This is a genomic window from Pseudomonas sp. UBA7530, assembly GCF_002479365.1.
Lineage (GTDB): Bacteria > Pseudomonadota > Gammaproteobacteria > Pseudomonadales > Pseudomonadaceae > Aquipseudomonas.
The window spans coordinates 1,048,431-1,060,741 of sequence record NZ_DLMS01000001.1 but is presented as its reverse complement, the minus strand read 5'-3'; the positions used below and the strand labels follow the sequence as shown (position 1 = coordinate 1,060,741).

At 63.5% G+C, this 12,311-nt stretch carries 12 protein-coding genes; 9 read left to right on the top strand and 3 right to left on the bottom strand.

The genetic code is table 11. The annotated features are described in order from the left end of the window. Nucleotides 1-91 precede the first annotated feature (91 nt). From B2U07_RS05090 to B2U07_RS05055, 8 genes are all read left to right on the top strand, one after another. A complete protein-coding gene (locus tag B2U07_RS05090; RefSeq protein WP_197855291.1) occupies nucleotides 92-553 on the top strand; it encodes a hypothetical protein in 462 nt (153 codons plus the stop codon). 295 nt (nucleotides 554-848) lie between these two features. Next, complete coding sequence (locus B2U07_RS05085) at nucleotides 849-3,641, top strand: monovalent cation/H+ antiporter subunit A (RefSeq protein WP_296276132.1); 2,793 nt, start codon at nucleotides 849-851, stop codon at nucleotides 3,639-3,641. A 1-nt stretch (nucleotide 3,642) separates the two neighbouring features. Then, on the top strand, nucleotides 3,643-3,972 hold the full coding sequence (locus B2U07_RS05080) for a Na+/H+ antiporter subunit C (RefSeq protein ID WP_099522068.1): 330 nt from the start codon (nucleotides 3,643-3,645) through the stop codon (nucleotides 3,970-3,972). After that, nucleotides 3,969-5,480, top strand: coding sequence for a monovalent cation/H+ antiporter subunit D (locus tag B2U07_RS05075; RefSeq protein WP_275544478.1), 1,512 nt, complete (start codon nucleotides 3,969-3,971; stop codon nucleotides 5,478-5,480). Before B2U07_RS05080 ends, B2U07_RS05075 begins: the two co-directional genes overlap by 4 nt. Next, a complete protein-coding gene (locus tag B2U07_RS05070) occupies nucleotides 5,477-5,974 on the top strand; it encodes a Na+/H+ antiporter subunit E (protein WP_275544479.1) in 498 nt (165 codons plus the stop codon). Before B2U07_RS05075 ends, B2U07_RS05070 begins: the two co-directional genes overlap by 4 nt. After that, entirely contained in the window at nucleotides 5,959-6,228 is a 270-nt protein-coding gene (locus tag B2U07_RS05065) for a K+/H+ antiporter subunit F (protein WP_013714638.1), read from the top strand. The genes B2U07_RS05070 and B2U07_RS05065 overlap by 16 nt, the downstream gene beginning before the upstream one ends. Nucleotides 6,229-6,240: 12 nt before the next feature. Next, nucleotides 6,241-6,579 carry a Na+/H+ antiporter subunit G gene (locus B2U07_RS05060; RefSeq protein ID WP_197855296.1) on the top strand — a complete coding sequence of 113 codons (339 nt, stop codon included), beginning with the start codon at nucleotides 6,241-6,243 and terminating at the stop codon, nucleotides 6,577-6,579. Between the two features lie 107 nt (nucleotides 6,580-6,686). Further along, on the top strand, nucleotides 6,687-7,202 hold the full coding sequence (locus B2U07_RS05055) for a GNAT family N-acetyltransferase (protein WP_275544480.1): 516 nt from the start codon (nucleotides 6,687-6,689) through the stop codon (nucleotides 7,200-7,202). A 265-nt stretch (nucleotides 7,203-7,467) separates the two neighbouring features. Here the strand turns inward: B2U07_RS05055 and B2U07_RS05050 are convergent, their stop codons facing one another. The 3 genes from B2U07_RS05050 to B2U07_RS05040 all read right to left on the bottom strand — a co-directional run bounded on the left by B2U07_RS05050 (nucleotide 7,468) and on the right by B2U07_RS05040 (nucleotide 11,249). Further along, the gene (locus tag B2U07_RS05050; RefSeq protein ID WP_275544481.1) at nucleotides 7,468-9,081 is read right to left on the bottom strand and encodes an NAD(P)/FAD-dependent oxidoreductase; all 1,614 of its coding nucleotides are present in this window, start codon (nucleotides 9,079-9,081) and stop codon (nucleotides 7,468-7,470) included. A 148-nt stretch (nucleotides 9,082-9,229) separates the two neighbouring features. Continuing rightward, nucleotides 9,230-10,357, bottom strand: a complete 1,128-nt coding sequence (locus B2U07_RS05045; RefSeq protein WP_275544482.1) for an MFS transporter — start codon at nucleotides 10,355-10,357, stop codon at nucleotides 9,230-9,232. A gap of 220 nt (nucleotides 10,358-10,577) precedes the next feature. Next, a complete protein-coding gene (locus tag B2U07_RS05040; RefSeq protein WP_275544483.1) occupies nucleotides 10,578-11,249 on the bottom strand; it encodes a COG3650 family protein in 672 nt (223 codons plus the stop codon). Between the two features lie 125 nt (nucleotides 11,250-11,374). On the opposite strand from B2U07_RS05040, the gene B2U07_RS05035 reads away from it, so the two are divergent. Continuing rightward, a complete protein-coding gene (locus tag B2U07_RS05035) occupies nucleotides 11,375-12,256 on the top strand; it encodes an RluA family pseudouridine synthase (RefSeq protein ID WP_275544484.1) in 882 nt (293 codons plus the stop codon). Nucleotides 12,257-12,311: the final 55 nt, after the last annotated feature.

Here is a 12,311-nt window from a genome sequence, read left to right as displayed (position 1 = left end):
GTCTGTCAGACATAACAATTGTTAATGCGCAGTCGTGACAGTTGCGCGCCCCCGGCGTCTAATGGATCAAGATACCTCTGGAGGAATTGCTATGCGTAAACCTACTCTGCTCATCACCTCGCTGGCCGCGCTGCTGGCCCTTGGTGGTTGCCAGTCCAGCCTGACCGGCGACACCTACAGCCGCGACGAGGCCCGGGCGGTGCAAACGGTACGCATGGGCACCATCGAGTCGTTGCGTCCGGTCAAGATCGAAGGCACCAAAACTCCGGTCGGCGCTGGCGCCGGTGCCGTGGTTGGCGGTATTGGCGGCAGCGGCCTGGGTGGCGGGCGCGGCAGCGCGGTGATGGCCGTGGTCGGTGCCGTCGCCGGTGGCCTGCTCGGCGCGGCAGCCGAGGAAGGCTTCACTCGCACCCAGGGTGTGGAGATCACCGTGCGGGAGGACGACGGCACCATGCGCGCCTACGTGCAGGAAGTCGAGCCGAATCAGGTGTTCCGTGTCGGCGAGCGCGTGCGCATCATGACCGTCAACGGTACCAGCCGCGTCACTCACTGATCGTTGTAGACAAGCCGGAGCAGTCAAGGCTGCTCCGGCTTTTTTGTGTCCGGCTATAGTGCTGAGCGGTCGTCGGCATCCTTGCATCGACATGCGTGTAACCAAGTGTGTTTAACGATAATTCAATACATGACGTTGCCTTGATAGTTATGGATAATCGGCCGTTATGCTTGTGCCGACAACGACTTAGCTGATCCGTTGTGGTGCATGGAATATCACCGTCAGGGAGTTGCGACTCCAGTTTTTTCTAATTGGGTCGCCCGACCTGACGTGCCTGCATAAAGGGGTTTTTTCGATGGCGCTTGCGCTGATTGTCGCCTTGCCATTTCTGGGCTTGTTTCTGCCGGTGCTTGCCGAGCGGCTTGGACGCTCGGCCTGCGCCGCGGCTGCGGCTCTTGCGCCCGTGGTGGCGCTGGTGCTGCTGTTCAATCATCAGTCAGCGGTGTTCGCCGGCGAGGTGCTGCGGGTCAAGCTGGAGTGGCTGCCGCATCTGGGCCTGAATCTCAGCCTGCGCCTCGATGGCCTCGGCTTCCTGTTCGCCTTGCTGATTCTTGGCATCGGCCTGCTGGTCATCCTCTACGCCCGCTATTACTTGGCCAAGACCGAGCCGATGGGGCGTTTCTTCGCCTTTCTGCTGCTGTTCATGGGCGCCATGCTCGGTGTGGTGTTGTCGGAAAACCTGCTGCTGATGCTGATGTTCTGGGAGCTGACCAGCCTGTCGTCGTTCCTGTTGATCGGCTTCTGGGGTTCGCGTTCCGAGGCGCGCAAAGGCGCGCGCATGGCGCTGGCGATCACCGGCGGCGGTGGCCTGGCACTGCTCGCTGGCATCCTCCTGATCGGCCATATCGCCGGTAGCTTCGAGCTGTCGCAGGTACTGGCCGCCGGCTATGCCATCCGTGCGCATGAACTGTATCCGGTGGCGCTGGTGCTGGTGCTGCTGGGCGTGTTCACCAAATCGGCGCAGTTCCCGTTCCACTTCTGGCTGCCGCACGCCATGGCTGCGCCAACGCCGGTATCGGCCTATCTGCACTCGGCGACTATGGTCAAGGCCGGGGTATTCCTGCTGGCGCGTCTGTACCCGGCACTGGCCGGTTCCGAGTGGTGGTTCTACATGGTCAGCCTGACTGGCCTGGCCACGCTGCTGGTGGGCGCGTGCATGGCGCTGTTCCAGCATGACCTCAAGGGCCTGCTGGCTTATTCGACCATCAGCCACCTGGGCCTGATCACCCTGCTGTTCGGCCTGGATACCCGCCTGGCCGCGGTGGCGGCGGTGTTCCATATCATCAACCACGCTACCTTCAAGGCCTCGCTGTTCATGGCCGCCGGCATCATCGACCACGAAACCGGCAGCCGCGACATGCGGCTCATTAACGGGCTGTGGAAGTACATGCCGCATACGGCGGTGCTGGCGATGGTGGCCGCGTCGGCCATGGCCGGTGTGCCGTTGCTCAACGGCTTCCTGAGCAAGGAAATGTTCTTCACCGAAACCCTGCACCAGCACCTGCTGGGCGGTTTCAACTGGGTGATTCCCGCAGCCGCGACCCTGGCCGGCGTGTTCTCGGTAGCCTATTCGCTGCGTTTCATCCACGACGTGTTCTTCAACGGCAAGCCGGTCGACCTGCCCAAGTACCCGCCGCACGAACCGCCGCGTTACATGAAGGTACCGGTGGAGGTGCTGGTGTTCCTCTGCCTGCTGGTGGGCGTGGTGCCGGCCTACACGGTGGCGCCGCTGCTGGCCGCCGCTGCCGCTTCGACGCTAGGCGGCGAATTGCCCGAGTACAGCCTGGCCATTTGGCACGGCTTCAATCTGCCACTGATGATGAGCTTCATCGCCCTGTTCGGCGGGATTCTCGTTTATGCCTGTCGCAAGCCGCTGTTCCGTTGGTATGAAGGTTTACCGAATCTGGATGCCAAGGACGCGTTCGATCAGGTGGTGCGTTACTCGACCCGCCTGGCTGTGCGCATCACCAAATTGCTGGAAAGTGGTTCGCTGCAGCGCTACCTGGCCTGGATGCTTGGCAGTGCCCTGACCTTGGTGGTAATCGCGCTGTCGCCGCTCGAGCAGTTGACCGGTAGTGTGCCAATGACGCCAATCGATCCGCTGACAACCATTGGCATGCTGATTCTGATGGTGACTGCGGTACTCACCGTGGTTTTCCACCGCCGCCGCCTCGTGGCTCTGATGATCCTCAGCGCTGCTGGTCTGATGGTGGCGCTGGCCTTCGCCCGCTTCTCCGCCCCGGACCTGGCGCTGACCCAGCTGTCGGTGGAGGTGGTGACCATCATCTTGCTGATACTTATCCTGTACTTCATGAACGACCGCACCCCGGCCGAGTCCAGCAGCCTGCGTGGCCTGCGTGATCTGGTCCTGGCGCTGGGCAGCGGCACCATGGTGGCGATGCTCACCTACGCGGTGCTGACCCGTCCTTACCAGAGCATTTCCTCGTTCTTCCTCGAGAACAGCGTCTCCGGGGGCGGCGGTACCAACGTGGTCAACGTGATCCTGGTGGACTTCCGCGGCTTCGATACGCTGGGTGAGATCACCGTGCTGGCGATTGCTGCCATCGGGATCTATGCACTGTTGCATGGCCTGCACCTGCCGCATCCGACCCACGACAAGAACGGTCGTCCGTGGTCGACCGATGCGCATCCGATGATCCTCGACAACCTGGCGCGGGCCATGCTGCCGATGGCGCTGCTGATTTCGGCGTTCATCTTCCTGCGCGGGCATAACCTGCCGGGCGGCGGCTTCATCGCTGGCCTGATCACCTCGGTGGCGTTGATCCTGCAGTACATCTCCCACGGTGTGACCTGGACCCAGGAGCGCCTGAAGTTCAGCTATCACGCCACCGCCGGCTGGGGCGTGCTGATCGCCGGGCTGACCGGCCTGGGCAGCTGGGCGTTCGGCTCGCCGTTCCTGACCTCGGCGTTCGGTCATTTCCATGTTCCGCTGATCGGCGAAATCGAGCTGGCGACCGCGATCCTTTTCGATCTCGGGGTATTCCTGGCGGTCGTCGGCGCGACCCTGCTGATCCTTTCCAATATCGGCCATGTCAGTCAGGACGAGTCGTGCAAGGAGGTCATCTGATATGGAGGCAGTATTCGCAATTACCCTCGGGGTGTTGGCTGCCAGCGGCGTCTACCTGCTGCTGCGGGCGCGTATTTTTCCGGTGGTGATGGGGCTGACCCTGATCTCCTATGCGGTCAACCTGTTCATCTTCGCCATGGGCCGGCTCGGCACGGGCGTGCCGGCGGTGATCGGCAAGAGCGCCGAGTATGGTGATCCGTTGCCACAGGCACTGGTACTGACTGCCATCGTCATTGGCTTCGCCATGACTGCGTTCGTCGTGGTGCTGGCCCTACGTGGCATGGGTGAGCTGAAAACCGATCACGTCGATGGCGAGGAGCCGCGCGCATGAGTCACGCCATCATCCTCCCCATTCTGCTGCCGATGTTTTTCGGCGCGTTGTTGCTGGTCGGCCACGGCTGGTCGCGTGAGGTGAAGCGGGGTGTTTCCCTGATCGGCTGCCTGGCGCTGCTGCCGGTGTGTCTGTATCTGGTGCTGTTGGCCGGTGCGGGGCAGTTGCAGGTTTATGCCTTGGGTAACTGGGTCGCGCCGTTCGGCATCATGCTGCTGCTCGACCGCTTCAACGCTGCGCTGCTGTTGCTTACCTCAGTGCTCGCCTGCTTCGCACTGATCTATGCCTGCCGTGGTGATGATGAGCGTGGGCCGAACTTCCATGCGCTGTTCCAGTTTCAACTGCTGGGCATCAATGGTGCGTTCCTAACCGCTGACCTGTTCAACCTGTTCGTGTTCTTCGAGATTCTGCTGATCTCGTCGTATGCACTGCTGCTGCATGGCAACCGTGCCAATCAGGTCAAGGCTGGCGTGCATTACGTGGTACTCAACCTGCTGGGCTCGTCGTTCTTCCTGATCGGCGTCAGTCTGTTGTACGGCCTGACCGGCACCCTGAACATGCCGGACCTGGCAGCGCGCGTAGCCAGCGCCGATGTCGCCGATGCACCGCTGATCAAGGCAGCGGCCTACCTGCTGCTGATCGTTTTCGGCCTCAAGGCTGCCGTGCTGCCGCTGTGTTTCTGGCTGCCACGCGCCTATGCCGCTGCGCCTGCTTCGGTGGCGGCGTTGTTCGCGATCATGACCAAGGTTGGCTTCTACGCCATCGTCCGCGTGTTCACCCTAGTGTTTGGCGAACAGGCCGGGCCGCTGGCCCATCTCGGCCATGAGTTGCTCTGGTGGCTGGCGTTGCCGACCATCGCCTTTGGCGTCATTGGTGCCCTGGGTGCACGTCAGCTGCAGGCGCTGCTGGCTTATCTGGTGGTGGTTTCGGTGGGCACTCTGTTGGCCGGCTTCGCCATGGGTAACGTAGCCGCATTGAGTGCTGCGCTTTATTACATGGTGCATAGCACACTGATCAGCGGTGCGCTGTTCCTGCTCGCCGGCCTGGTGGTCGCCCAGCGTGACAGCGCAGACGGTGATCTGCAGCAGGAGCGTGTGCTGCGTCAGCCGCTGTTGCTAGGCTGCATGTTCTTCTTCGCATCCATCTCCATCGCCGGGCTGCCGCCATTCTCTGGATTCCTCGGCAAAATGTTGCTGCTGCGCGCGGCCGAGCCGGGTTGGCAGGCCTGGAGCCTATGGCCGGTGGTGCTGATTGGCGGTCTGTTGACCCTGGTGGCGCTTAGCCGCGCCGGTACCAGCCTGTTCTGGCTGGGCCATGGCGCGGACGCTTCACCGTCCAAGGCCGAACCGGCGGATCGCATCAGCCTGTTGGCGGCGCTGGGCCTGTTGCTGGCCAGCCCGCTGCTGCTGATCGCGGCCAAGCCGATCCTGGCGTACCTGGAGGCGGCAGCGGCGCAATTGCTCGATCTGCAACCTTATCTGTCGATCATTGCCGGAGGTGCGGCATGAGGCGTTTCTTCCCCCACCCGCGGATGATGCTGGTGCTGGCGGTGCTCTGGCTGCTGCTGGTCAACACCCTCAACCTGGGGCATATCCTGCTCGGGCTGTTTCTGGGGTGGTCGATCGTGCACCTGTGCGGCGACTTCCTACTGACCGTGCCGAGGGTGCGCAAGCCCATCGGGCTGCTGATGTTCATCGGCAAGGTGTTCTACGACATCGTGGTGGCCAACCTGCAGGTTGTTAAGCTGGTGCTCGGCCCAAAGTCGCGCCTTGAGCCGGCATTCGTCGAGGTACCGGTGGAGATAGAAGACGAGTTCGTCCTGTCGACCCTGGCCTGCATCATTTCGCTGACGCCTGGCACCGTTTCCGCGGGACTCAGCTCCGACCACAAGACACTGCTGCTGCACGGGCTCGACGTGCCGGATCGCGACGAGCTGATCGCCGAGGTCAAGAGTCGCTACGAGAAGCCGCTGCTGGAGATTTTCGAATGCTCGAGAACGTAGTCTTTCTGTGCATGGGCATCCTCACGCTGGCCATGCTGCTCAATGTCGCGCGTCTGGTCGAAGGACCGAGCGTGGTGGATCGCGTTCTGGCCCTGGATACCCTGTACATCAACGCGCTAGCGCTGATCGTGCTGTTCGGTATCTGGCTGGCGTCGGATCTGTTCTTCGAGGCCGCACTGCTGATCGCAGTGATGGGCTTCGTCGGCACGGTCGCGGTGGGTAAACACCTGCTGCACGGCGATATCATCGATTAAGGGGAAATGACCATGCCGTTCTGGCTGGAACTGTTGATTTGCGCCTGCCTGATCCTGGGCAGCCTGTTCGCCCTGGTCGGTGCCATCGGGCTGTATCGCCTGCCGGATTTCTTTACCCGTCTGCATGGTCCGACCAAGGCCACCACGCTGGGAGTCGGCGGTACGCTGATCGCCTCGATGTTGTTCTTCGCTCACCACACCGGCAGCCTCAGCCTGCACGAGCTGTTGATCACGCTGTTTTTGTTCCTCACCGCTCCGGTCAGCGCACACATCCTGTCCAAGGCGGCAATGCAGAAGAAACTCGAACTGTTCGAGCGGACCCGTGGCCAGCCGTGGGACGATGATCACTGATCCACTGTCAGGCATTTCTCGCGCCTGGCTGTAACTGTCGCCAGGCAACTGCCCGCTCTAGACTGCGCTCTTGAATCAAACGCCGTTGCGTCAGGGGAGTCAGGAGCATGAGCGAGCTGGTCATCCGTCAGGCCGGTGCCGAGGATATCGAGGCGCTCTGCGCGCTGATTCTCGAACACGGGCTCAACCCCTGGAATCATCTGCCCGAAGTCGAGGTTCGCCAGCATCTGCAGGGTATTGCGACGAGCGCGACGCTGGCCGTGTTGGCCGAGGAGCAGGGGCGATTGCTGGGGTTCGTCAGCTATCGCCTGACCGAGGATTTCGCTGCTCACCAACCCGCTGCGCGTGCCGGGCAGCTGCACGGCTATATCTGTGAGGCGGTGGTGCATCGCGATTGCACCGGTCGCGGGCTGGGTGCTCAGCTGCTCACGGCGGCAGTGCAGGATCTCTGGCGACTGGGTGCACGCGATGTCTATATCGATCGCCACGAAGAAAATGCTGCTTCGGCGGGGATGATGCGCAAGGCCGGTTTCGCAGAGTTGCTGACCTATGCCGACCCGGCCCGGCGCCCCAATGGTTCGGGGCGCACGACGCTGTGTTGTATCCGCCGTGATGACGATTGACGGCGCGGCGGCTGCTTCAGGATCGCGAATGAATTCGCGCCTACAGAGGGCGCCCGGTGTTGCGGCACGCGCCTGACCGGTGGGAGCGGATTTATCTGCGAAAAAGGCGGGCACATTTACCCGAATCGCGAATAAATTCGCTCCTACAGAAAAGCTGCGTGTTGGCTGCGGACTGGTAGGAGCGGATTTATCCGCGAAGAAGGCTGGCACGCCCGCCAGCTTGGCGAATCAGGGGCCTGGAAGCCGGCCCCTGTGCGTGCAGGGGTTAGCGATTCAACCCAAGCATGTCCTTGGCCACCGCTTCCGCCACACGGATGCCGTCAACCCCGGCTGAAAGAATGCCGCCGGCGTAGCCCGCGCCTTCGCCGGCCGGGTACAGGCCCTTGAGGTTCAGGCTCTGCAGGTCGTCGCCACGGGTGATGCGCACCGGCGAGGAGGTGCGCGTTTCGATGCCAGTGAGCACCGCATCGGCCAGATCGAAGCCCTTGATCTGTTTGCCGAACGCCGGCAGCGCCTCGCGGATGGCTTCGATGGCGAAGTCCGGTAGCGATGGCGCCAGATCACCCAGTTTCACCCCCGGCTTGTAGGAAGGCTGCACTTCGCCGAGTGCTGTGGACGGCGTGCCCTTGATGAAGTCGCCGACCAGTTGCCCGGGCGCCTCGTAGTTGCGTCCGCCGAGTACATAGGCATGCGACTCCAGACGCTCCTGCAGTTCCACGCCGGCCAGCGGGCCGCCCGGATAATCCTGCTCGGGGGTGATGCCGACGACGATACCAGCGTTGGCGTTGCGCTCGTTGCGCGAGTACTGGCTCATGCCGTTGGTGACCACGCGCTCCGGTTCGGAGGTGGCGGCGACCACGGTGCCGCCCGGGCACATGCAGAAGCTGTAGACCGAGCGGCCGTTGCTGGCGTGGTGCACCAGCTTGTAGTCGGCGGCGCCGAGTTTCGGGTGCCCGGCGTACTTGCCCAGGCGCGCGCGGTCGATCAGCGATTGCGGATGCTCGATGCGGAAACCCACCGAGAAGGGCTTGGCTTCCAGGTACACGCCGCGGGCATGGAGCATGCGGAAGGTGTCGCGCGAGCTGTGGCCGAGGGCCAGCACCACATGGCGGCTATTGAGCTGCTCGCCGTTTTCCAGCACCACGCCGGTAAGCTGGCCGTCTTCCATCAGCAGGTCGCTGACGCGCTGCTGGAAGCGTACTTCGCCACCGAGGGCCTTGATCTCCTCGCGCATGGTGGCGACTACGCCGGTGAGGCGGAAGGTGCCGATGTGTGGCTTGCTGACGTAGAGGATCTCGTCCGGCGCGCCGGCCTTGACGAACTCTTCCAGTACCTTGCGCCCGTGGTGGTTCGGGTCCTTGATTTGGCTGTACAGCTTGCCGTCGGAGAAGGTGCCGGCGCCGCCCTCGCCGAACTGCACGTTGGAGGTCGGGTCGAGCACGTTCTTGCGCCACAGCCCCCAGGTGTCCTTGGTGCGCTGGCGCACTTCCTTGCCGCGCTCCAGCACGATGGGGCGCAGGCCGGCCTGCGCCAGGATCAGCGCGGCGAAGATGCCGCAGGGGCCGAAACCGACCACGATCGGGCGCTCGTCCAGCGGCGTCTCGGCCTTGCCCACCGGTTTGTAGGCAATATCCGGCGCCGGGCCTACATGCTTGTCGCCGCTCAGGCGCGCCAGCAGCGCCGCTTCGTCTTTCACTTCGCAATCGATGGTGTAGATGAACGGCATATCGCCGTACTTCTTGCGCGCATCGTAGCTGCGCTTGAACACGCTGAAATTCAGCAGGTCCGCGTCGGCGATACCCAGGCGCTGGACGATGGCCGGGCGCAAGGCCTCGTCGGCATGGTCTAGGGGAAGTTTCAGTTCAGTCAGACGAAGCATGGCGGTGTCCTGGTTGGCCGGTGGTGATCCGGCAAGGTGAAGAAGGGCGGCGATTGTACGGGATTCGCAGGGCGAAAGGGCGCTGCGTCAGTGGCTGTCCCGGTTCAGATTAGGCCAACCAGGCGCGGGCTGAACCGACGCGCGGTACTCAGCGTCTTTTCAGTGCGCGGCCGCGCGCGAACATCAGGGCGGCGCCGGCCAGGGTTGCCACAGCGGCATAGAGAATCACCGCCTGCGGGCCAAGGCCTTCGATGATCAGCCCGCCGAGTACCGCCCCTGCGGCAATGGCCACCTGAAAGGTCGAGGACAGCAGCGCGCCCGCGCTTTCGGCGTGGTCGGCAGCTGCCCGCGCATTCCAGACCGAGATCGATACCGGGAAGGCGCCGAAGGCGAAGCCCCACAGCGCGGTCGCCACGAGCGCGACATTCACTTCGGCACCGAATAGCACCAATGCAAGCGCCACTAGGGTGATCAGGAACGAGCAACTGGCCACCGCCCACGCCGGGCTGCGCGCGGCGACGATGCCTCCGATCAGGTTGCCGAAAAAACCGCAGACACCGAAAGCCAGCAGGGTCAAAGAGACGGTGGCGACGTCTAGACGCGGCACCTCTTCGAGAAAGGGGCGGATAAAGGTCAGCGCGGCGAAGTGCCCGGAAATGACCAGCAAACCGGTGACCAGGCCGATGACCACCGCGCGACGCGACAATGCGGCCTTGAACGAAGCCAGCCCCGGTGCAGCGGCCGCCGGCAGTCTGGGCAAAGTCAGCATCTGGATCGCCAGCGCCACCACGCCAATGCCGGATGCAGCGAGGAAGGTCATGCGCCAGCCCCACAGATCACCCAGGAAGGCACCTAGCGGAGCGGCGAATACCGTGGCGAAGGAAATGCCCATGAGGATGATCGAGATGGCTTTCGGCACCTTGTCGGGCGGCACCAGGCGCAGGGCCAATGCGGTCATCATGGCCCAGAAGCTGCCAAGGGCGAAGCCCAGCATGCCGCGTGCAATCAGCAGGACGGTGACGGTCTCGGCGTAGGCCGAAAGGACGCTGGAAAGCACCAGCACCACCATCAAGCCCCAGACGATCTTCTGGCGATCCAGTTGGCCGGAACCCAGCACCACGAGTGGGCCGGCAAATGCAGCGACCACCGCCGTAGCGGTAATGGCCTGGCCCACGACACCGTTGGAGGCGCCCAACTCGGTCGCCATCGGCGTGAGCAGGCTGATCGGCAGGAACTCCGCGGTCACCAGCCCGAAGGCGCCAAAGGCGAGCGACACGACGGCCCACCATGCGGCGGGCGGGGAGTCGGACTGGTCAGAGGCCGTTGAGGCGGGATGAGGCATGGAGAAAACCTTGGTGTTCGTCTCGCGCCAGGGCTCGGATGAGCGGCCCCGACGCGAGTGCCACTGCGGGTGTCAGACGGGAAAGGTGTTGCACCCATAGTTCGGCGGGGCCATTTGTCCGGCTTGCCGATGCTGTGCATCGGTATCGCGAGGTTCAGTTGCGCAGGGCACCGAAGTGCGCGCAGCCGCGCAGCACCTGGCCATCGAGACGCAGTTCGGCACTGAGGTGATTGACCGCGCCGCTCATGCCGTCGACGCAACGCTGCGGGGCGACCCACAGATCGAGGCGCTGGCCGTTGGCCTCGCTGCTGAAGTTGAGGCGGCCGTCCGGCATCTGTTCTTCCAGGTAGGGCAGGGCCAGCGGCTCGTGATCGGGGCGGTTGAGGACCAGACCTTTGCTGCCGACTTCCAGTTGCCAGAACGGTTCGTTGCCACTGGCGCGCAGGGCCAGGCGCTTGAAGTTGAGGTCGTCACAGCCGTGCCCTTCACCTTGCAGGCGATAGATCTGGCTGACCTCGAAGCGACCGTCGTTGCCTTTGCCCTGGCTGCCACCCAGATGACCGCCGAGATCGGCGAACAGGCTGGCCTGGCCATCGCTGCCGAGTCGCGTCACTTCCCGCTCGATACCGGTACCGTCGCCATCTACAAGTACGAAGCGGCGCTGCTCCTGACAGGGCATGAAAACCAGCTGGCCATTGTCGAGCTGTACCTGACCCTGCAGGCGGGTGGCCGGAGGCGGCCCTTCCGGTTTGCCGGTGTAGACCTGGCAGGCGGCCAGAAGCGGGAGTAGGGCGACGCTGGTGAGCAGGGAGCGGGTGATGGACATGGGTCTCTCCAAATACGAGCGGCCACCATAGCCACAGCGCGCCCCTGGCTCAAGCCGTTTGCTTTGACTGAGCCTGGCGAGTGCGGCCTAATTCGCCCGTCCGGTCCGATCGAGCAGCCTCTGCAATGCCCAGCCCCCTCATGCGTCCCAGTACTCTTCATCTGCCACAGGGCGACTGGGCCACGGTCCTCGACTGCCTGTGCGATCACTTTCCCGCCATCGATCGCGCCACCTGGTTGCAGCGTATGGCGCGCGGTCGGGTGCTGGATGCCGGTGGTGCACCCATCGATGCCACGCACCCCTATCAGGTTGGGCTCAAGGTGCGCTATTTCCGTGAGGTGGCGAACGAGACGCCGATCCCCTTCGTCGAACAGGTGCTATGGCAGGACGAGCACCTGTTGGTCGCCGACAAGCCACATTTTCTGCCGGTAATGCCGGCAGGCGAATATGTCGAGCAGACCCTGCTGGCGCGCCTGATCAAGCGCACCGGCAATCCAGACCTGGTCCCGATCCATCGCATCGACAGGCTCACCGCCGGCCTGGTGTTGTTCTCGGTCAACCCGGCCAGTCGCGGCCAGTACCAGGCGCTGTTTCGCCAGCGTGCGGTGGAAAAGCGCTACGAGGCCATAGCCCCGGCGTTGCCGCAGTTGCAGTTTCCCTACCTGCACCGTTCGCGCATGGTCGATGGCGAGCCTTTCTTTCGCATGCAGGAAGTCGCGGGCGAGGCCAATAGCGAAACCCGAATCGAGGTGCTGGAGCGGCGCGGTGGCCTATGGCGTTACGGCCTGTCGCCAGTGACGGGGCGCAAGCATCAGCTGCGCGTGCACCTGGCCGGTCTCGGCGCGCCGATCGTCGGTGATGATTTCTACCCCGAGCTGCACGACAGCCGCGGCCAGCCGGACGACTATGACAAGCCACTCAAGCTGCTGGCGCATGGTCTGCGTTTCGTTGATCCAGTCAGCGGCCACCTGCGCGAGTTCGAGAGCGAACTGCAGTTGCAGTGGTAGCCCTTGTGCGCACGGCGCACCCTACGGCTGTGGGAGGGGCTTCAGCCGCGAGCTT